The sequence below is a fragment of the Stenotrophomonas sp. GD03930 genome (assembly GCF_029839665.1).
GTDB classification, from domain to species: Bacteria; Pseudomonadota; Gammaproteobacteria; order Xanthomonadales; family Xanthomonadaceae; genus Stenotrophomonas; species Stenotrophomonas forensis.
On sequence record NZ_JAOCAV010000001.1, the window covers coordinates 1,892,217 to 1,910,355 of the forward strand.

The following is an 18,139-nucleotide window of genomic DNA, read 5'->3' on the forward strand; positions in this document are numbered from 1 at the left end:
ACCCACCACAGCAAGTGGTAGCCACCAACGCAGCCTACGGCCGGTACTGCGCCCGGGCGTTGGCGATCACTGCCTTGACCAGCTCGCGGTCGGCATGCCGGGAAATGGCTCGTGCACCGAGCGCGATCGCCTGTGCGCGCAGCTCTGCTGTGACATCGTAGTGGGCGCCGCTGGCCTTGTTCTGGAAGGCCCGCGGCGGAATGCCGAGCTGCGCCGCCATCGCGTGCAGCTCGGCCAGGGTGTCGGCCATCAGGTGCGCCCAGCGCTGACCGCGCCAGGGATGCACCGCGTCATCGACGTAGACCGTCACCGCCGCGGCCGGTTCAGGCCTGCGGCTTGCTGTCGCTGTCAGCGGCCGGGGTGGCCTCGGCGTCGGCAGCAGCGGCTTCGGCCACGTCGCCTTCAGCGGCTGCGTCTTCCTCGCCTTCGGCGTCTTCCTCGCCCTCGGCGGCTTCGACGCCCTCGAACTCGGCGACCAGCTTGCCCAGGTACTCGTCAGCGGTCTGGCCGGACTCTTCGGCCAGGGTGTCCAGCAGCTTCTGCAGCAGCTCGGAGTATTCCAGGTTGACCTTGCGGCCTTCCTTCTCCTGCACGTTGGCCAGGTGCTTGAGCATGGCCAGCATCGGCACCGGGTTTTCGGCATTGCCCATGGTCTGGCCGCCGATGGCCAGCAGCCACTCGCGGCCCTGCAGGCCGATGGCGGCGACCACCTGGCCGTCTTCGCTGGTCAGCACGGCGTGGTTCTGCACCTGCTGCTGGGCGTTCAGACGGAGGAACGGGCGCTTGCCCTGCTGCTTCTTGCGCTTGTCGCGCTTGGCCTTGGAGTTCTGGGACATGAGGTGGGGTCACCTGGATACGGAAAGACCGCCATTGTAGCGGGTGCGCCGGGTGATGCCCCTGGTGGGTGCGGACCTTGGTCCGCACGCTTTGTGCCCGATGTGCGGACCAAGGTCCGCACCCACAGTTTATTCTGCTTGCCCCTGCACAGATTGTTCTGCCGGCCCCTGCGCAGCCTGCACATCCGGGTCGGCGCTGGGTGCCGACAACCCTACCTGCGGGCCGGCCCCGGCCAGCGCGGCGGCTTCGGCCGCCTGGGTCATCACCACGATGCTGATGCGGCGGTTGATCGGGTTCTGCGGGTCGGCCTTGTCGAACAGCACCGACGAGGACAGGCCGACCACGCGGGTGATCTTGCTGTCCTCCAGGCCACCATCGATCAGCGCGCGGCGCGCGGCGTTGGCGCGGTCGGCGCTCAGTTCCCAGTTGCCGTAGCCGCGGGCGGCCGAATAGGCGGTGATGTCGGTATGCCCGGTCAGGCTGATCCGGTTCGGCACGTGGTTCAGGTACTCGGCCAGCTCGTGCAGGATCTGCTGCGTGTACGGCTTCAGCGTGGCGCTGCCGAGGTCGAACATCGGCCGGTTCTGCTTGTCCACGATCTGGATGCGCAGGCCTTCCGGGGTCAGGTCCAGCAGCAGCTGGTCCTTGAACGGCTCCAGCGCCTGGCTCCTGCTGATCGCTTCCTGCAGTTCCTTCATCAGCTGCTCGAGCTGCTGCTTGTCGCGCTGCTGCTGGTCCACCGGCTGCGGCACCGCCTCCTTCTGGTTCTGGAAGGGATCGTTGCTGTTGCCGCGGGAAACGTCGGTGGCACCGCCGAGCTTGATCATCGAGGTGCTGGCACCGCCCGGGCCGGCCATGCCGGGGGCGGGCGTGGCGCTCTTGCCGCTCAGCGGGCTGGGATTGCGGAAGTACTCGGAAATGGCCGCGCGCTCGGGCTTGCTGGTGCTGGCCATCAGCCACAGCACCAGGAAGAAGGCCATCATCGCGGTCACGAAGTCGGCATAGGCGACCTTCCACGAGCCGCCGTGGTGGGCGGCGTGGCCGGCCTTCTTGACCCGGCGGACGATGACGGTGGGCTTGGTCTCGGCCATGGCTTACTTGACCGTCTTCAGGTGCTGCTCGAAATCGGAGAAGGCCGGGCGCACGTTCGACGGCAGCGTCTTGCGGGCGAATTCCAGCGCGATCTTCGGGTTGTAGCCGCGCAGGCAGGCCAGCAGGGCGGTCTTCACCGACTCGTAGATGCGGCTGTCCTGCTCGGCACGGGCTTCCATCGCCGCCGCCATCGGGCCGACGAAGCCGTAGCCCAGCAGGATGCCGAGGAAGGTGCCGACCAGCGCGCCGGCCACGTGGCCGCCGACCTCGACGATGTCACCGCCGATCGAGCCCATGGTGATGACGATGCCCAGCACTGCGGCGACGATGCCGAAACCGGGCAGTCCGTCGGCGACCTTGGTCAGCACCTGCGACGGCGCCATGGCCTCGGCATGGTGCTTTTCCAGCTCCAGTTCCAGCAGCGGTTCCAGCTCGTGCGGCTCGATGTTGCTGCCGATCATCAGGCGCAGGCAGTCGGTGATGAAGTCGATCAGGTGGTGGTCGGCCTGCACCTTGGGGTAGTTGCCGAACAGCGCGCTCTCGGCCGGACGCTCGACATGGTCTTCCAGCGCCATGAAGCCTTCGCGGCGCGCCTTGTTGAGCAGTTCGTACAGCAGGCTGAGCACATCGATGTAGTCCTGCTGCTTGTAACGCGGGCCCTTGAACACGCCGACCATGGCCTGCAGGGTCTGCTTGACCGTCTTGGCCGGGGTGCCGACCAGGAACGCGCCCAGTGCGGCACCGCCGATGATGACCAGCTCGTAGGGTTGCCACAGCGCCCCCAGCCGACCGTGTGCGCCGAGGTAGCCGCCCAGCACGCTGATGATGACGACCAGGAATCCAACGATGATGAGCATGGCGCGACGCAAGGAGCGGGGATATCTCCTTGTCGGCCCTTCACCTGGTTTTCTGAAGAGGGAATTCTGTGAAATCGGTCGGCGGGGTGTTTCAGCCCGCCACACCGGCCTCCGCACCGCCACGCCGCAGCGGATCAGGCCACGGCTCGCCATTGCCGGTGAATGAAAGTGAGACCGAGTTCAGGCAGTGGCGTTCGTAGGTGGGCGGCGGACCGTCCGGGAACACATGGCCCAGATGGCTGCCACAGCGGGCGCAGGTGATCTCGGTGCGGACCATGCCGTGGCTGGTATCGCGGATTTCGCGCACATGCGCCGGGTCGAACGGGGCGAAGAAGCTGGGCCAGCCGGTGCCGGAATCGAACTTGGTGCTAGAGCGGAACAGCGGCAGCGCACACAGCCGGCAGCAGTAGACACCCTCGCGCTTGTTGTCGAGGAAGACTCCGCAGAACGGCGCTTCGGTGCCGTGCTGCAGCAGCACGCGGCGCTCCTCGCTGCTGAGGCCGGCAATCAGCGCCTCGGTCTGGGTGGCGGTGGGGGGCGTCAGGTCGAAGGCAGTCATGCCGGCTCTCCGTGGGTGGTGGCCTGGGGATGCCTGCGGAAATGGGGGTGGCGGCCCGGCCTTGCAAGTGTGATGGCCGTTCATGGGCGGCACACAGGCGCAGGCGCAAGGTGAACGCGATCCACGCCGGAGCGTGCCATGAAACCGACCCTTCCCCTGCTGCTGATCGCCCTGCTGCCCGCGCTGGCGCTGGCCCAGGTGCCGACTGCCGATCCGACCGCCACCCGCACCACCACCACCGTGGCCCCCGCGCCGGTGGTACCGCCGCCGCAAGCGGCCCGCCCGCAGCCCCAGGTGCTGCCGTCACCGCAGCCGGCGCAACCGATCAAATCCACCGGTCCGGCCCGGATTGCACCCACCCCGGCGCCGAAGCCGGCCGACAAGGTCTACGACCGCAATGGACGCATCGTCCCCGGTGTGCGCCCGGCCGGTCCGAACCGCGTGTTCGATTCGCGCACCGGCCGCTATTACGACAGCGTGCCGCAGGGCGACGGCCAGCAGATCCGCTAGCGCCGGCCTGAACGCACGAAAACATCCGCGCGCGGATCACTGCTTTTTCGCCTGCGATTAACCGTCCCGGGACCACTTTGGCGGTGCGCCGGCATCCCGTCGTCGCATGTCCTTCGTCCATTGGATCGCGATCATGAAAAACCAGCAGAACCGTCATCCCGGCAAGGAACCGCAGGGCCGCAACCCGCAGCAACAGCAGCAGCAACAACAGCAGATGGAACCGCAGCAGTCGCACAAGGGCGGCAAGCAGCAGGAGCAGCGCTCGCAGAAGCACCCTCAGCAGCGCTGACGGGCCCGGGGTCGGATCCCGCATTGCGGGCTCTGGCCCCAACCGCGTTGATCCCTCAGTCCGGAATCGGCAGGCTCAGCGTCTCCTTTACTTCCTCCATCACGATGTAGCTCTTCGATTCACGCACATGCGGCAAGGTCAGCAACGTGCTGCCGAGCAGCTTGCGATAGGAGGCCATCTCGCTGATCCGCGCCTTCAGCAGGTAATCGAAGTCGCCCGACACCAGGTGGCACTCCAGCACGTTGGGCAGTTTCAGCGCCGCGCGCCGAAACTCCTCGAAGATGTCGCCGGACTTGTAGGCCAGGCTGATCTCCACGAACACCAGCAGGCTGGCCTTCACCGCCGCCGGGTCGAGGTGGGCGTGGTAGCCGGTGATCACTGCTTCGCGCTCGAGCCGGCGCACGCGCTCGGTGCACGGGGTGGTCGACAGCCCGACCCGCTCACCCAGCTCGGTGAAGGAAATGCGGCCCTCGGCCTGCAGGATGCGCAGGATCTTGCGGTCGATCTTGTCCAGTTCGCGGGTACGGGTGGCCATGGTCGTCAACCTTGGGGAATGAATTGCAGGAGAACATCCTGCCGGTTGATTTCAAATCAGGCAAATCAACTGGTATCGGCTGTCTATACTTCCCCAATTATGGTCCCGGCACGCTCCAGTGCAGGGAATGATCGGGTTGGAGAAGTCCCATGCGAGTCCTAGTTCTCGGCAGCGGCGTGATCGGCACCACCAGTGCCTGGTACCTGCGACAGGCCGGGTTTGAAGTCACGGTCATCGACCGCCAACCCGGTCCGGCGCTGGAAACCAGCTTCGCCAATGCCGGGCAGCTGTCGTTCGGCTACACCTCGCCGTGGGCCGCCCCGGGCGTGCCGAAGAAGGCCATCGGCTGGCTGTTCGAGAAGCACGCGCCGCTGGCGATCAAGCCGGGCATGGACCTGGCCCAGTACCGCTGGCTGTGGCAGATGCTGCGCAACTGCACACACGAGCGCTACGCGATCAACAAGGCGCGCATGGTGCGCATGTCCGAGTACAGCCGCGACTGCCTGAACGAGCTGCGCGCGCAGATCGGCATCGAGTTCGAAGGCCGCGACCTGGGCACCACCCAGCTGTTCCGCACCCAGCAGCAGCTGGACGCCTCGGCGCAGGACATCGAGATCCTGGCCCAGTACGGCGTGCCGTACGAAGTGCTGGACCGCGCCGGCATCATCCAGGCCGAACCGGCCCTGGCCCATGTCGATGGCCTGGTCGGCGCGCTGCGCCTGCCGCGTGACCAGACCGGCGACTGCCAGCTGTTCACCCGCCGCCTGGCGCAGATGTGCGTGGATGCCGGCGTCGAGTTCCGTTTCGATCAGGACATCACCGGCCTGGAGTTCGATGGCGATCGCATCAGCGGCGTGCGCATCGGCGGCACGCTGGAAACCGCCGACCGCTTCGTGGTCGCGCTGGGCAGCTACTCGCCGGCGCTGGTCGCACCGCTGGGCATGCGCCTGCCGGTGTACCCACTGAAGGGCTACTCGCTGACGCTGCCGATCACCGATCCGGCGATGGCGCCGACCTCGACCATCCTTGATGAGAGCTACAAGGTGGCGGTAACCCGTTTCGACGACCGCATCCGCGTCGGCGGCATGGCCGAGGTTGCAGGCTTCGACCTGTCGCTGTCGCAGCGCCGCCGCGAGACCCTGGAGCTGGTGGTCAGCGATCTGTACCCGAAGGGCGGCGACCTGTCGCGCGCGCAGTTCTGGACCGGCCTGCGCCCGGCCACGCCGGATGGCACGCCGGTGATCGGCGCCACGCCGTTCCGCAACCTGTACCTCAATACCGGCCACGGCACCCTGGGCTGGACCATGGCCTGCGGCTCGGGCCGTTACCTGGCCGACCTGATGAGCGCGCGCCAGCCGCAGATCAGCACCGAAGGCCTGGATATTTTCCGCTACGGCCAGTACGGTCACGCCCCGCAACACGAGAACCGCACATGCGTCCTGCCCGCGCGCTGATCGATCTGGGTGCCCTGCGCAGCAACTACCGGCTCGCCCGTGAACTGGGCGGTGGCAAGGCCCTGGCGATCATCAAGGCCGATGCCTATGGCCACGGTGCGGTGCGCTGTGCACAGGCGCTGGAAGGCGAGGCCGATGGTTTCGGCGTGGCCACCATCGAAGAGGCGCTGGAACTGCGCCAGGCCGGCATCCGCGCGCCGATCCTGCTGCTGGAAGGGATCTTCGAGCCCAGCGACATGGCGTTGGTGGCCGAGCACGATTTCTGGTTCGCGGTGGGCGCATCGTGGCAGCTGGAGGCATTGGCTGCCTTCGACAGCCCGCGCCCGCTGACGGTGTGGCTGAAGCTGGATAGCGGCATGCATCGCCTCGGCCTGGACGTGGACAGCTTCCGCGCCGCGCACGCACGCCTGTCGGCACTGCCGCAGGTCGAGCGCATCGTGCTGATGACCCACCTGGCGCGTGCCGACGAGCTGGACAGCGAACGCACCCACGAACAGGCCGCGACCTTCGCCCGCGCCATCGACGGCCTGGAAGGCGAGACCAGCGTGTGCAATTCGCCGGCGCTGCTCGGTTGGCCGGATGTGCGCAGCGACTGGGTGCGCCCGGGCCTGATGCTGTACGGCGCCAACCCGCTGCCGGAGGCTTCGGAGATCACTGCGCGGCTGCGCCCGGTGATGACCATGCAGTCGAAGGTGATCGCCGAGCGCTGGATCGAGGCCGGCGAGCCGGTGGGCTATGGCGCCCGCTTCGTGGCGAAGTCGCGCACCCGCGTGGGTGTGGTCGCGCTGGGTTACGCCGACGGGTATCCGCAGTTCGCCCCGAACGGCACCCCGGTGCTGATCGACGGGCAGCCCGGTGGCCTGATCGGGCGCGTGTCGATGGACATGTTGACCGTGGACCTGACCGCGCATCCGCAGGCAGGGATCGGTAGTGTCGTGGAACTGTGGGGTACCGCGCCGACGTTGTCTGAACTGGCACCGCGCTGTGGCGTAAGTGCCTATCAGCTGCCCTGTGCGGTCAAGCGCGTGGCGCGCGTATATCAGGACTGAGGTGCTGCCGGCCAGCGGCCGGCACTACCTGGATGCCTGGCGTCCACGGTTCTGGTAGCGGCCGACCTTGGTCGGCGCGGTGAATGCGTGTCGACCAAGGTCGACACCTACCAGAGCCGAGCGCGGCGCGGAATTACCGCGCTGCCGTCGCCTGGCTGGTCAGCTGGCGCTTCACCCAATCATCGATCAGGCGCTTTTCGTAGCGCAGCGGATCGCTGTCGCTCCTCAGCCCCAGGTTGTGCAGGTAGCCGCTGTCGCTCAGCTTGGCTTCGCCCTCATCGACGATGCGGCCGCTGGCGTCCTTCAGCGCGTACTGCAGGGTGATCCGCGGCGGATAGATGTCGCGCATGATCCGGATGTCGCTGCCGCGCGGGCCGTGCCAGGGCTCATAGTCGCCAGCACGCTTGATGTCGACCAGGGTCACGTCCAGGGTCTGCCCGGACTGCAGCGGCTTGGCTGCCGTGGTCTGCACGTAGCGGGCCAGCTGCTGCACCCAGTCGCCACGTTCGGCTTCGAAGCGGTTGGTGCTGCGGCGGATTTCGGTGAAACCGGCCGGATCGTCCCACTTCACGCTGACCGGGCCATCGGCCTGCAGCGCGCGTGGGGCCTGCGGATCGGTGACGGTACGCGGCGCGGCGTTCGCGGCGCCGGCCATGAGGGCGCCTGCCAGCAGCAGGGCGGTGGCCAATGTGCGGTTCATGACGGTCTCCTGCGCCCCATCGTTGGGGACGGTTCTGTCTATCTATGGATCGAGTGTGATCCCGCTTCCGGGCCACCGCAACGGCCGATTGCGTCATGCGCAAGAGCGGTTGCCGCCAATTCATCGTCGTCAACCCTGACTGACGGCGCTTGACGCTGTGAATACGCTCTCTGGAAGATGCTGTGTCTCCAATCCGGCCCGTCCAGACGCCCTTGTCCACACTGCCGCCCCTAGTGGAGCGCCCACCGTTGATGGTGCCGGCGCCCGAACCCGACCTGCATCATGGCGTGCTTGAGCGCATCAACGCCGGCTTCTGCGTGATCCAGGTGCTGTTCGAGGGCGATCGTGCGGTCGACTATCGCTTCATCGAGGTCAACGACGCCTTCGAGCGACACACCGGGCTGAAGGACGCGCGCGGCCAGCGCATGTCGGTGCTCGAGCCCAACCATGAGCAGGACTGGTTCCGCATCTACGGCGAGGTCGCCCGCAGCGGCCGTCCGGCGCAGTTCGAGATGGAAGCGCGCGCGTTGGGCCGTTCGTTCGCGGTCGATGCGGTGCGCGTGGGCCGTGCCGGCGAAGACAAGGTCGGCATCCTGTTCTTCGACATCACCGCGCGCAAGCAGATGGAAGTGGAACTGGGCGAGAGCGAAGCCCGCTTCAGCGCGCTGGCCGATGGCCTGCCGATGCCGGTGTGGGTGCTGGACGAGCGCGGCCACGCCCGTTTCGTCAACAGTGCCTTCAGTGAGTTCTTCGGTGGTGACGAGACGCGCGTGCCGGAAGACGTGTGGCGCGGCCTGGTCCATCCCGATGACGCCTCGGTGTTCGAGTACGAACTGCAGGAGGCACTGAAGGCGCAGCGTTCCATGCATGCCCTGGTGCGTGCGCGCCGTGCCGATGGCCAGTGGCGCTGGCTGGAGATGAACGCCCGGCCGCGCTTCTCGCGCATGGGACGCTTCATCGGCCTGGCCGGCAGCAGCCCGGACGTGACCGAACGCCGCGAGATCGAGCTGGCCCGCGAGGAGCTGCTGCAGTCCGAGCGCGCCGCGCGCAGTGCGGCGGAAAACATGGCGCGGCTGAAGGACGAATTCCTGGCCACGCTTTCGCACGAGCTGCGCACGCCGCTGACCACCATCCTGGGCTGGAGCGAGTTGCTGCTGCAGCGCGTGGACAACACCAGCCCGCTGTTCAAGGGCCTGAACGTGATCGCCAACAGCGCCGGCGCGCAGAAGCGGCTGATCTCGGACATGCTCGACCTCAGCAGCATGCTGCTGGGCAAGGTGCAGCTGGAAGTGGAAGTGCTGGACCTCAATCTGCTGCTTGGCGAAGCCATCGGCGCGCAGGAACTGGTGGCCGAAGGCAAGGCGCTGGACGTTCACCTGCAACTGCCCGAGCAGCCCAGCCTGGTGCTGGGCGATGCCACCCGCCTGCAGCAGGTGCTGTGGAACCTGCTCTCCAATGCCATCAAGTTCACCCCGGCCGAAGGCCGCATCGACCTGCAGCTGCAGGCCGACGGCAACCACTGGGTGATCACCGTGCATGACACCGGCGACGGTATCGCGCCTGAATTCCTCAATCACCTGTTCAGCCGTTTCCGCCAGGCCGATGGCACCACCACGCGCCGTCACGGTGGCCTGGGCCTGGGCCTGGCGATCGTGCAGCAGCTGGTCGAGCTGCATGGCGGCACCGTGACCGCCGCCAGCGAAGGCCACGGCCACGGCGCCACCTTCACCGTGCGGCTGCCGCAGCACATTCCGGATGCCGAGCGCCGTCCACTGCGCGAAGTGATCAGCGGGCCGATCCTGGAGCCGGTGATCGTCGAGCCGTATCCGCTGCGCGGCATGCACGTGCTGGCGGTGGAAGACCAGCCGGAAGTGCTGGAGTACCTGCGGCGCATGCTGGAAGAGCAGGGCGCCAGTGTCTCTGCGGCCAGTTCGGCCGGCGAGGCGCTGGCGCTGCTGGCCGATACCGGCCACCTGCAGTTCCACGTGATGCTGACCGACATCGGCATGCCGGGCATGGATGGCTATGGCTTGGTGCGCACGCTGCGCGAGGACATGGGCGTGGATGCGGCGACCCTGCCGGCGGTGGCGGTGACCGCGCTGGCGCGCGCCGATGACCGCCGCCGTGCGCTGGCGTCAGGCTTCCAGGAACACGTGGCCAAGCCCTATTCGGTGGCGCAGCTGGTGGCCGCCGTACGCAAGGTGCAGGTGCCGCGCGCAGACAGCGCGCTGCACTGAGCATTCACGGCCGATCGGCGACCCTGCATGCAGGAGGTCGCCGATGTCCCGCATAGCTCCCCGCATCCATACCGATCCGGCGCAGATCGCGCGCCTGGAAGCCCTGTTGCCACATCTGGAAGGTGAAACGCAGGTGCAGCTGACCCTGCATGACGGTCGCCGCCTGCTGGGTACGGTGGCGGTCAAGCCCACCGTCCAGCAATACCGCAACGCTGCGGGCGATGAAGGCAGCAATGGTCAGCTGCGCCTGGATGACTACGACACGCCGGTGCAGCAGCACCACGTCTGGCTGGATGAGATCACCAGCGTAGACCGCCTGCCACCCAGGGCGCCCTGATCCGATGTAGCGCCGAGTCCTCGCGCGGCGCTACCGCCCGAGCGCGGGCTCGGGCGCTACTCGGGCGCTACAGGGGGATCAATGCTCGAACAGCGTGGGCGTCGCCTCGAAGCGGCGCGCATAGGCGCGTTCTTCCGCGACCCGGGCCACCTCATCGTCGGCCAGGTCGGGCGCGCCGTACACCGCATAGGCCACGCTGCCGTCGGCGCCATGGCCGACCTGGTGCAGCCGGTAGCGCGAGTGGCCGCCGCCGGTGTCCTCGGGGTAGTGCACGGGCGGATGGCTGCCTTCCAGGTCCATTTCACTGTTGTCGACCACGCCACCGACGAACAAGGCTCGCATGCAGGTTCTCCTGGGTTTGCGGGGGAGCCTCTACCCTGAACGTTTCAATGTTGCTGGCACATCAAGGCCCCGTTGGGGTTTCGCAAAGTGGCCCGCCGGGGCCGGACCGGCCAAGCCGGTACAATGGACGGCCCTCACGCTTGAAGTACCCGCGCCGATGGCCTCCAGCGACGACGCTCCCCTGCAGACCCTGTTCCTGCCGTTCTCCCAAGGCGCCCTGCGCTGGCCGGAGGGCCCGGTGGCCTTCCTGCGTGCCCGCGACGGCTGGCCGTTGCGCGAAGCGGCCGGCCACCGCGAGGTGCACTGCGAGCAGAGCTTCGCCCCGTTCGCGCAGCCGTTGCAGCAGGCCGCCGGCTGGACCGTCAGCGGCCAGCTGGATGACGTGGCCGGCAAGGGCCGCTACCCGCTGGTGCTGGTGCTGCCGCCGCGCCAGCGCGAAGAGGCCCGTGCGCTGTTCGCCCGCGCGCTGGCGCTGGTAGCCGACGGCGGTCGCATCGTGGCCTGCCAGTCCAACAACGAAGGCGCACGCTCCGGCGAGGGCGACCTCAAGCAGCTGACCGGCCTCGGCGGCAGCCTGACCAAGAACCACTGCCGCGTGTACTGGACCGCGCCGATGCAGGGCCAGCACGATGCTGACCTGGTCAAGCGCTGGTCGGCACTGGACGCGGTGCGCCCGATCGTCGGCGGCCGTTTCCTCAGCCGCCCGGGCGTGTTCGCCTGGGACCGCATCGATCCGGCCTCGGCATTGCTGGCCGAGCACCTGCCGGCCGACCTGGCCGGGCGTGCCGCCGACCTCGGTGCCGGCTACGGCTACCTGTCGCGCGAGCTGCTGGAGCGTTGCCCGAAGATCACCGCGCTGGACCTGTACGAGGCCGAGCAGCGGGCGCTGGCCCTGGCCGAGCTGAACCTGGCACCACCGCCGCGCCCGCTGCCGCTGCGCTTCCTGTGGCAGGACGTCACCGCCGGCATCGAGCCGGGCTACGACGTGATCATCAGCAACCCGCCGTTCCACACGCCCTCGCGCGCCGATCGCCCGGACATCGGCCAGCGCTTCATCGCCGTGGCCGCGCAGGCGCTGCGCCCGGGCGGACGCCTGTACGTAGTGGCCAACCGCCACCTGCCCTACGAGCACACCCTCAACGACAGCTTCGGCGCGGTGCGCGTGATTGCCGAGCGCGACGGTTTCAAGCTGGTGGAAGCGGTGAAGGGGAAGGGCAAGTGAAGCTGGTCAAGCTCATCGCCAACCTGGGCTATGGCAGCCGCAAGCAGGTGCAGTGGATGTTCCGCGAAGGCCGCGTGACCGATGCCGACGGCGAGGTGCTGTACGCCGACGACCAGGTGCCGCACGAGGCGATCCGGGTTGATGGCGAGCCGCTGGACCCGCCGGTGGGCCTGTCGATCGCGCTGCACAAGCCGGCCGGCTACACCTGCTCGACCAAGGACACCGGCCGCCTGATCTACGACCTGCTGCCGCCGCGCTTCCGCGACCGCGACCCGGTGCTGTCCACGGTCGGCCGCCTCGACCGCGATACCAGTGGCCTGCTGCTGCTGACCGACGATGGTGGCCTGCTGCACCGGATCATTTCGCCGAAGTCGAAGCTGCCCAAGGTCTACGAAGTGGAACTGAGCGACGACCTGCGCGGCGATGAAGTGGCCCTGTTCGCCAGCGGCACGCTGATGCTGGAGTCCGAGAAGACGCCCCTGCTGCCGGCTGAACTCGAGGTGCTGGACGCGCGCCGCGCGCGCCTGGTGCTGCACGAAGGCCGCTACCATCAGGTGCGCCGCATGTTCGCCGCCACCGGCAACCACGTGCAGGCCCTGCACCGCAGCCGCGTTGGCGGGCTGGACCTGCAGGGGCTGGACGAAGGGCAATGGCGGCAGCTCACCTCCACCGACCTGGATACGCTGTTCGCTCCATGACCACTATCGCTGCGCTGCCGTTCCTGCCCGACGCCGTCATCTTCGACATGGACGGCCTGATGATCGACAGCGAGCGGGTCGCGCTGGCCTGCTGGAGCGAGGCCGCCGACGAATTCGGACTGGGCCTGGACAAGGCAGTGTTCCTGCGCATGGTTGGCCTCGGCGATCGTGACACGCACGCACTGCTGCGCGCGCAGGGCATCGAAGACAGCGTGATCGAAGCGGTGGCGGCACGCTGCCACGACCTGTATGAAGCTCGCACGCAGACCGGCCTGCCGCTGCGGCCGGGCATCCTGGAGCTGCTGGAACTGCTGAAGGCGCACGCGGTTCCGCGCGCGGTGGCGACCACCACGCGGCAGCCGCGCGCCAACCGCAAGCTGGCCGCGGCCGGCCTGCTGCCGTACTTCGATGCGGTGATCACCAGTGGCGACGTGGCGCGACCGAAGCCGGCGCCGGATATCTACCTGTTGGCTGCACAGCGGCTGGGCCAGGCGCCGGAGCGCTGCCTGGCGCTGGAGGACTCACCGGCCGGTACGCGCGCCGCATTGGCGGCCGGCATGACCGTGATCCAGGTGCCGGACCTGGTGCACCCGGACGAAGAACTGCGCGCGCTCGGCCATCGCATCGTCGGCTCGCTGGTGGACGCGCACGCACTGCTGCTGCCGCTTCTGCCAAGGTAACGGTAGGTGCCAACCTTGGTTGGCACACTTCACCGCTCTGGTGGATGCCAACCTTGGTTGACACACCCCAATGCCCCGGTGGGTGCCGACCGTTGGTCGGCACACCTTCCCCTCACACCCGCCCGAACACCAGCGCGGCGTTGGTGCCACCGAAGCCGAAGCTGTTGGACATCACCGTATCCAGCCTCTGCTCGCGGCTTTCGCGCAGGATCGGGAAGCTCTCCACCTTCGGGTCCAGCTCGGCGATGTTGGCTGAACCGGCAACGAAACCATCGCGCATCATCAGCAGGCAGTAGATCGCCTCGTGCACGCTGGCCGCGCCCAGCGAATGGCCGGACAGTGCCTTGGTCGAGGACAGCGGCGGCACCGCATCGCCGAACACTTCGCGGATCGCGTTGAGCTCGGTGACGTCGCCCAGCGGGGTCGAGGTGCCGTGGGTGTTGAGGTAGTCCAGCGGGCGATCGATGCCCTGCAGCGCCATCTTCATGCAGCGCACGGCGCCTTCGCCGGACGGCGCCACCATGTCGGCACCGTCGGAGGTCACGCCGTAGCCGATCAGTTCGGCATGGATGTGCGCACCGCGTGCGACGGCGTGGTCGTAATCCTCCAGCACCAGCATGCCGCCGCCACCGGCGATGACGAAGCCGTCGCGGTCCTTGTCGTACGGGCGCGAGGCGCTGGCCGGGGTTTCGTTGAAGCTGGTCGACAGGGCACCCATCGCATCGAACATCACGCTCATCGACCAGTGCAGGTCTTCGCCGCCGCCGGCAAACATGATGTCCTGCGCGCCGTGGCGGATCATGTCCGCGGCCGCGCCGATGCAGTGCGCCGAGGTCGCGCAGGCGGCCGACAGCGAGTAGCTGACGCCCTTGATCTGGTAGGCGGTGGCCAGGCAGGCCGAGACCGTCGAGCACATCGTGCGCGGCACCATGTACGGGCCGACCTTGCGCACGCCACGTTCGCGCAGCAGGTCGACTGCGCCGATCTGCCATTCGCTGGAGCCGCCACCGGAGCCGGCGATCAGACCGGTGCGCAGGTTGCTGACCTGCTCGGGGCTGAGCCCGGCATCGGCGATGGCATCGCGCATGGACAGGTAGGCAAAGGCCGCCGCATCGCTCATGAAGCGCTTCTGCTTGCGGTCGATCAGCGCTTCCAGGTCGAGGTCGACACGGCCGCCGACCTGGCTGCGCAGCCCGGCTTCGGCGTGGTCGGCCAGCGTGGTGATGCCCGAGCGGCCTTCGCGCAGCGCGGCCGAGACGGTATCCAGATCATTGCCGAGGCAGGACGTGATGCCCATGCCGGTGATGACGACGCGACGCATCAGAAGCTCCCGGTTTCGGTGAACAAGCCGACGCGCAGGTCGCGCGCGCTGTAGATTTCGCGGTCATCCACGTACATGCGGGCGTCCGACTGGGCCATCACCAGCTTGCGGTTGATGACCCGGCTGATATCGATCTCGTAGCGCACGAGCTTGGCATCCGGCAGCACCTGGCCGGTGAACTTCACTTCACCGCAGCCCAGCGCGCGGCCCTTGCCGGGGGCGCCCAGCCAGGTCAGGAAGAAGCCGGTCAGCTGCCACATGGCATCCAGGCCCAGGCAGCCGGGCATCACCGGGTCGCCGATGAAATGGCAGCCGAAGAACCACAGGTCCGGGCGGATATCCAGTTCGGCGCGTACCATGCCTTTGCCATGCGGTCCGCCGTCCTCGCGGATTTCGGTGATGCGGTCGAACATCAGCATCGGATCGTTGGGCAGACGGCCGGCGGCGGCGCCGAACAGTTCACCGCGTGCGCTGGCCAGCAGCTGGTCGCGGTTGAACGCGTGGAGACGAGTCATGGAAAGCGCAATCCTGGAAGCGAAAACGAGGCAACAATCCGTCGAGGATGCACGACGGTTGCAGCGGGAATCAAACCGCCGCACCGTACGCGTGCGTAGTGTTTTCCGCCCAGATCGCGCATCCCGTTGATGCACAACGACCATACTTCGCCGTCTGGACCGGTACGGTACGGGTATGATGTCGGCCAACCATGAACGCACTGCGCAAGATCATCCACGTCGACATGGACGCCTTCTACGCGTCGGTGGAGCAGCGCGACGATCCGTCACTGCGTGGCAAGCCGGTGGTCGTGGCATGGCGCGGCGCCCGATCGGTGGTGTGTGCGGCCTCCTACGAAGCCCGCGTGTTCGGCGTGCGCTCGGCGATGCCGGCGCTGCGTGCCGAACGCCTGTGTCCGGATGCGATCTTCGTGCCGCCGGACTTCGCACGTTACAAGGCGGTGTCACGCCAAGTGCGCGAGATCTTCCTGCGCCATACCGATCTGGTCGAGCCGCTGTCGCTGGACGAGGCCTACCTGGACGTGACCGAGCCGAAGAGCGGCATCGAGCTGGCCACCGATATCGCCCGCACCATCCGCACGCAGATCCGTGAAGAAACCCAGCTGACTGCTTCAGCCGGAATCGCACCGAACAAGTTCCTGGCCAAGATCGCTTCGGACTGGCGCAAGCCCGACGGCCAGTTCGTGATTCCACCGCAGCGTGTGGATGCGTTCCTGCTGCCGCTGCCGGTGAACCGGGTGCCCGGCGTGGGCAAGGTGATGGAAGGCAAGCTGGCCGCGCGCGGCATCGTCACCTGTGGCGACCTGCGGCAGTGGGCGCTGGTTGATCTGGAAGAGGCGTTCGGCAGCTTCGGCCGCAGCCTGTACAACCGCGCACGCGGTGTGGACGAGCGGCCGGTGGAACCGGACCAGCAGGTGCAGTCGATTTCTTCGGAGGACACCTTCGCCGAAGACCTGCTGCTGGAGGACCTGAGCGAGGCGATCGTGCAGCTGGCGGAGAAGACCTGGCATGCCACCCGCAAGACCGAGCGCGTCGGCCATACGGTGGTGCTGAAGCTGAAGACCGCGCAGTTCCGCATCCTTACCCGCAGCTTCACCCCGGAGCGCCCGCCGGAATCGATGGAAGAACTGCGCGACATCGCCCTGGCCCTGCGTGCCCGCGTCGACCTGCCGGCCGAAACCCGCTACCGCCTGGTGGGCGTCGGCCTGGGCGGTTTCCGCGAGAAAGAGCCGGTGCTGCAGGGCGAATTGTTCGAGCACGGAACGAACGATTCTGAAGGCAATTGATCGTTCGCCGTCGAACATTTCGATTCCGCAACGAACGGCAGTCGAGCATGGCTCGACTCTACAAAAAGCTACAGATCGCAGAGAACTGTCGAAGGCGGGGTGGGTCCGGTGGCGGGGGCGTGAGCCGCATGGATGCGGCGACCGAGCTTACATGGACGTACTTGCAGCGGCCCCCGCAACCGGACCCACCCCGCCATCCCTCAGGAAGCCTGCTTCTGCTGTTGCTGTTGCTGTTGCTGTTGCTGTTGCTCTTGATCGTAGCGGGTGCAGGGCGCAGCCCTGCCGAGCAACCCTATACTTGCCCCGTGACTGCCTTCCCTGCCCTCGTTCCGCTGGATGCGCCGCTGCTGGTCGGCTACAGCGGCGGTGTCGACTCGACCGTGCTGCTGCACTGGCTGTGCCGCTGCGCACAGGCCTCCGGCACTCCGCTGCGTGCGGTGCACGTGCACCATGGCCTGCAGTCCGCGGCCGACGACTGGGTGCGGCACTGCCAGCAGCAGTGCACAGCGCTGGGCATCGACCTGGCCGTGCACCACGTAAGAATCGATAACACCGCAGGCCTGGGCCTCGAAGGCGCAGCGCGGCAGGCACGGCGCGGGGCGTTCGCCGCCGAGTTGCGCGACGGCGAAACATTGGCGCTGGCCCAGCACCAGGACGACCAGGCCGAGACCTTCCTGCTGCGCGCCCTGCGCGGTTCCGGCGTCGATGGCCTTGCAGCGATGTCCGCACACAGTCACTTTGGTGGACACGCCCTGTGGCGACCATTGCTTCAGGTCCCGCGCGATGCACTGCTGGACTACGCGCACCAGCATGCACTGCACTGGATCGAAGATCCCAGCAATGGCGACGATCATGCTGACCGCAATTTCCTGCGCCTGCAGGTGCTGCCGCTGCTGCGCCAGCGCTGGCCACATGCGGCCGCGGCGCTGGCCGGCAGCGCGGCGCATTGCGCGCAGACCCGTGAGCTGCTTGATGAAGAAGACGCCGAGCTGATCGCGCATCTGGAGGTGGCACCGCGCGTGCTGTCTCTGCAGCTGCTGCGGCAGATTTCACCCGGCCGCGCCGCACGCGTGCTGCGGGCCTGGGTGCTGGGCCATGATGCGGCACCGTTGCCGGCCACGGTCCTGCAGCAGGCGCTGGCCGAACTGCTGCCGGCCGACAACGACCGCCAGGCGCGCGTGGGATGGCACGATCATGCGATCCAGCAATGGCGCGACCACGCCTACCTGCTGCCTGCCCGGCTGCCCGTACTGCCACGCGACTGGCAGGCCGAATGGGATGGACGCGCGCCCTTGCCGCTGCCCGATGGCGGCCAGCTGCGCCTGCAGGGCGCGGCGGCCTTCGAACGCACGCTGCAGGTTCGCGCACGCGTGGGTGGTGAGCGCATCCAGCTGCCCGGACGCCAGCATTCGCATGCCCTGAAGGACTGCCTGCAACGGGAACACCTCGCGCCCTGGCGACGCGCGCAGCTGCCGCTGATCTTCGATGGCCCGCAGTTGCTGGCCGCCGCCGACGTGGTCATCGCAGCACCTTTGCAGGCCTGGTTGCAGGCCCATGGGGCGCAACTGCAGTGGCGCCCGGGCGGCTGGTGAATTGACCCCCGCGCGCGGCCCGTCCAC

At 67.8% G+C, this 18,139-nt stretch carries 21 protein-coding genes; 11 read left to right on the forward strand and 10 right to left on the reverse strand.

Annotated elements, in window-relative coordinates; all coding sequences use genetic code 11:
- Nucleotides 1–34: 34 nt before the first annotated feature.
- The 5 genes from N5C18_RS08475 to msrB form a co-directional block, all read right to left on the reverse strand.
- Nucleotides 35–310: a DUF4031 domain-containing protein gene (locus tag N5C18_RS08475; protein ID WP_004153991.1), complete on the reverse strand. Its 276-nt coding sequence runs from the start codon at nucleotides 308–310 to the stop codon at nucleotides 35–37.
- 13 nt (nucleotides 311–323) lie between these two features.
- Nucleotides 324–836, reverse strand: coding sequence for a hypothetical protein (locus N5C18_RS08480; protein ID WP_164242042.1), 513 nt, complete (start codon nucleotides 834–836; stop codon nucleotides 324–326).
- A gap of 129 nt (nucleotides 837–965) precedes the next feature.
- Entirely contained in the window at nucleotides 966–1,928 is a 963-nt protein-coding gene (gene motB, locus N5C18_RS08485) for a flagellar motor protein MotB (protein ID WP_053509766.1), read from the reverse strand.
- Nucleotides 1,929–1,931: 3 nt separating this feature from the next.
- On the reverse strand, nucleotides 1,932–2,786 hold the full coding sequence (gene motA / locus N5C18_RS08490) for a flagellar motor stator protein MotA (protein ID WP_008264562.1): 855 nt from the start codon (nucleotides 2,784–2,786) through the stop codon (nucleotides 1,932–1,934).
- Nucleotides 2,787–2,877: 91 nt separating this feature from the next.
- Nucleotides 2,878–3,345 carry a peptide-methionine (R)-S-oxide reductase MsrB gene (gene msrB / locus N5C18_RS08495; RefSeq protein ID WP_004153995.1) on the reverse strand — a complete coding sequence of 156 codons (468 nt, stop codon included), beginning with the start codon at nucleotides 3,343–3,345 and terminating at the stop codon, nucleotides 2,878–2,880.
- Between the two features lie 138 nt (nucleotides 3,346–3,483).
- On the opposite strand from msrB, the gene N5C18_RS08500 reads away from it, so the two are divergent.
- Together N5C18_RS08500 and N5C18_RS08505 are read left to right on the forward strand one after the other, a co-directional pair.
- The gene (locus N5C18_RS08500) at nucleotides 3,484–3,855 is read left to right on the forward strand and encodes a classical arabinogalactan protein 4 (RefSeq protein ID WP_164242038.1); all 372 of its coding nucleotides are present in this window, start codon (nucleotides 3,484–3,486) and stop codon (nucleotides 3,853–3,855) included.
- 106 nt (nucleotides 3,856–3,961) lie between these two features.
- Complete coding sequence (locus tag N5C18_RS08505) at nucleotides 3,962–4,144, forward strand: hypothetical protein (RefSeq protein WP_053448666.1); 183 nt, start codon at nucleotides 3,962–3,964, stop codon at nucleotides 4,142–4,144.
- Between the two features lie 55 nt (nucleotides 4,145–4,199).
- Here N5C18_RS08505 and N5C18_RS08510 read toward each other — a convergent pair whose 3' ends face one another.
- Nucleotides 4,200–4,679, reverse strand: coding sequence for an Lrp/AsnC ligand binding domain-containing protein (locus N5C18_RS08510; RefSeq protein WP_004140558.1), 480 nt, complete (start codon nucleotides 4,677–4,679; stop codon nucleotides 4,200–4,202).
- A gap of 149 nt (nucleotides 4,680–4,828) precedes the next feature.
- Here N5C18_RS08510 and N5C18_RS08515 point away from each other — a divergent pair, with 149 nt between their 5' ends.
- Nucleotides 4,829–6,133: a D-amino acid dehydrogenase gene (locus tag N5C18_RS08515; RefSeq protein WP_008267290.1), complete on the forward strand. Its 1,305-nt coding sequence runs from the start codon at nucleotides 4,829–4,831 to the stop codon at nucleotides 6,131–6,133.
- Nucleotides 6,112–7,182 (forward strand): alanine racemase, encoded by a 1,071-nt coding sequence (gene alr / locus N5C18_RS08520; RefSeq protein WP_164242036.1) that lies wholly within the window; start codon nucleotides 6,112–6,114, stop codon nucleotides 7,180–7,182. The genes N5C18_RS08515 and alr overlap by 22 nt, the downstream gene beginning before the upstream one ends.
- Nucleotides 7,183–7,315: 133 nt before the next feature.
- Here the strand turns inward: alr and N5C18_RS08525 are convergent, their stop codons facing one another.
- Nucleotides 7,316–7,882 carry a DUF3016 domain-containing protein gene (locus N5C18_RS08525; RefSeq protein WP_279944298.1) on the reverse strand — a complete coding sequence of 189 codons (567 nt, stop codon included), beginning with the start codon at nucleotides 7,880–7,882 and terminating at the stop codon, nucleotides 7,316–7,318.
- 251 nt (nucleotides 7,883–8,133) lie between these two features.
- Here N5C18_RS08525 and N5C18_RS08530 point away from each other — a divergent pair, with 251 nt between their 5' ends.
- Together N5C18_RS08530 and N5C18_RS08535 are read left to right on the forward strand one after the other, a co-directional pair.
- On the forward strand, nucleotides 8,134–10,119 hold the full coding sequence (locus tag N5C18_RS08530) for an ATP-binding protein (RefSeq protein ID WP_279944300.1): 1,986 nt from the start codon (nucleotides 8,134–8,136) through the stop codon (nucleotides 10,117–10,119).
- Nucleotides 10,120–10,162: 43 nt separating this feature from the next.
- A complete protein-coding gene (locus tag N5C18_RS08535) occupies nucleotides 10,163–10,456 on the forward strand; it encodes a DUF3247 family protein (RefSeq protein WP_279944302.1) in 294 nt (97 codons plus the stop codon).
- 78 nt (nucleotides 10,457–10,534) lie between these two features.
- Here the strand turns inward: N5C18_RS08535 and N5C18_RS08540 are convergent, their stop codons facing one another.
- The gene (locus N5C18_RS08540) at nucleotides 10,535–10,798 is read right to left on the reverse strand and encodes a hypothetical protein (protein ID WP_005407925.1); all 264 of its coding nucleotides are present in this window, start codon (nucleotides 10,796–10,798) and stop codon (nucleotides 10,535–10,537) included.
- A gap of 157 nt (nucleotides 10,799–10,955) precedes the next feature.
- Here N5C18_RS08540 and N5C18_RS08545 point away from each other — a divergent pair, with 157 nt between their 5' ends.
- The 3 genes from N5C18_RS08545 to N5C18_RS08555 are packed head-to-tail and all read left to right on the forward strand — an operon-like array spanning nucleotide 10,956 to nucleotide 13,398.
- A complete protein-coding gene (locus N5C18_RS08545; RefSeq protein WP_164242030.1) occupies nucleotides 10,956–12,020 on the forward strand; it encodes a class I SAM-dependent methyltransferase in 1,065 nt (354 codons plus the stop codon).
- Nucleotides 12,017–12,718: a pseudouridine synthase gene (locus tag N5C18_RS08550; protein WP_099484190.1), complete on the forward strand. Its 702-nt coding sequence runs from the start codon at nucleotides 12,017–12,019 to the stop codon at nucleotides 12,716–12,718. Before N5C18_RS08545 ends, N5C18_RS08550 begins: the two co-directional genes overlap by 4 nt.
- Entirely contained in the window at nucleotides 12,715–13,398 is a 684-nt protein-coding gene (locus tag N5C18_RS08555) for an HAD family phosphatase (RefSeq protein ID WP_164242028.1), read from the forward strand. The genes N5C18_RS08550 and N5C18_RS08555 overlap by 4 nt, the downstream gene beginning before the upstream one ends.
- 112 nt (nucleotides 13,399–13,510) lie before the next feature.
- Here N5C18_RS08555 and fabB read toward each other — a convergent pair whose 3' ends face one another.
- Nucleotides 13,511–14,719 carry a beta-ketoacyl-ACP synthase I gene (gene fabB / locus N5C18_RS08560; protein ID WP_279944304.1) on the reverse strand — a complete coding sequence of 403 codons (1,209 nt, stop codon included), beginning with the start codon at nucleotides 14,717–14,719 and terminating at the stop codon, nucleotides 13,511–13,513.
- Nucleotides 14,719–15,234, reverse strand: a complete 516-nt coding sequence (fabA, locus tag N5C18_RS08565; protein WP_004154008.1) for a 3-hydroxyacyl-[acyl-carrier-protein] dehydratase FabA — start codon at nucleotides 15,232–15,234, stop codon at nucleotides 14,719–14,721. Before fabA ends, fabB begins: the two co-directional genes overlap by 1 nt.
- 191 nt (nucleotides 15,235–15,425) lie before the next feature.
- Between fabA and dinB the strand changes: the two genes are divergently transcribed.
- Together dinB and tilS are read left to right on the forward strand one after the other, a co-directional pair.
- Nucleotides 15,426–16,520: a DNA polymerase IV gene (dinB, locus tag N5C18_RS08570; RefSeq protein WP_279944306.1), complete on the forward strand. Its 1,095-nt coding sequence runs from the start codon at nucleotides 15,426–15,428 to the stop codon at nucleotides 16,518–16,520.
- A gap of 305 nt (nucleotides 16,521–16,825) precedes the next feature.
- A complete protein-coding gene (gene tilS / locus N5C18_RS08575) occupies nucleotides 16,826–18,112 on the forward strand; it encodes a tRNA lysidine(34) synthetase TilS (protein ID WP_279944307.1) in 1,287 nt (428 codons plus the stop codon).
- Nucleotides 18,113–18,139 lie beyond the last annotated feature (27 nt).

What these genes read in the sequence shown, in the direction of transcription:
- N5C18_RS08545 (WP_164242030.1), top strand. Translation starts at nt 10,956, where the DNA reads ATGGCCTCCAGCGACGACGCTCCCCTGCAGACCCTGTTCCTGCCGTTC.
- N5C18_RS08555 (WP_164242028.1), top strand. Translation starts at nt 12,715, where the DNA reads ATGACCACTATCGCTGCGCTGCCGTTCCTGCCCGACGCCGTCATCTTC.
- msrB (WP_004153995.1), bottom strand. Translation starts at nt 3,345, where the DNA reads ATGACTGCCTTCGACCTGACGCCCCCCACCGCCACCCAGACCGAGGCG.
- N5C18_RS08540 (WP_005407925.1), bottom strand. Translation starts at nt 10,798, where the DNA reads ATGCGAGCCTTGTTCGTCGGTGGCGTGGTCGACAACAGTGAAATGGAC.
- N5C18_RS08500 (WP_164242038.1), top strand. Translation starts at nt 3,484, where the DNA reads ATGAAACCGACCCTTCCCCTGCTGCTGATCGCCCTGCTGCCCGCGCTG.
- N5C18_RS08480 (WP_164242042.1), bottom strand. Translation starts at nt 836, where the DNA reads ATGTCCCAGAACTCCAAGGCCAAGCGCGACAAGCGCAAGAAGCAGCAG.
- fabA (WP_004154008.1), bottom strand. Translation starts at nt 15,234, where the DNA reads ATGACTCGTCTCCACGCGTTCAACCGCGACCAGCTGCTGGCCAGCGCA.
- N5C18_RS08505 (WP_053448666.1), top strand. Translation starts at nt 3,962, where the DNA reads ATGTCCTTCGTCCATTGGATCGCGATCATGAAAAACCAGCAGAACCGT.
- dinB (WP_279944306.1), top strand. Translation starts at nt 15,426, where the DNA reads ATGAACGCACTGCGCAAGATCATCCACGTCGACATGGACGCCTTCTAC.
- N5C18_RS08510 (WP_004140558.1), bottom strand. Translation starts at nt 4,679, where the DNA reads ATGGCCACCCGTACCCGCGAACTGGACAAGATCGACCGCAAGATCCTG.
- N5C18_RS08515 (WP_008267290.1), top strand. Translation starts at nt 4,829, where the DNA reads ATGCGAGTCCTAGTTCTCGGCAGCGGCGTGATCGGCACCACCAGTGCC.
- fabB (WP_279944304.1), bottom strand. Translation starts at nt 14,719, where the DNA reads ATGCGTCGCGTCGTCATCACCGGCATGGGCATCACGTCCTGCCTCGGC.
- N5C18_RS08535 (WP_279944302.1), top strand. Translation starts at nt 10,163, where the DNA reads ATGTCCCGCATAGCTCCCCGCATCCATACCGATCCGGCGCAGATCGCG.
- alr (WP_164242036.1), top strand. Translation starts at nt 6,112, where the DNA reads ATGCGTCCTGCCCGCGCGCTGATCGATCTGGGTGCCCTGCGCAGCAAC.
- motA (WP_008264562.1), bottom strand. Translation starts at nt 2,786, where the DNA reads ATGCTCATCATCGTTGGATTCCTGGTCGTCATCATCAGCGTGCTGGGC.
- N5C18_RS08530 (WP_279944300.1), top strand. Translation starts at nt 8,134, where the DNA reads ATGGTGCCGGCGCCCGAACCCGACCTGCATCATGGCGTGCTTGAGCGC.
- motB (WP_053509766.1), bottom strand. Translation starts at nt 1,928, where the DNA reads ATGGCCGAGACCAAGCCCACCGTCATCGTCCGCCGGGTCAAGAAGGCC.
- N5C18_RS08525 (WP_279944298.1), bottom strand. Translation starts at nt 7,882, where the DNA reads ATGAACCGCACATTGGCCACCGCCCTGCTGCTGGCAGGCGCCCTCATG.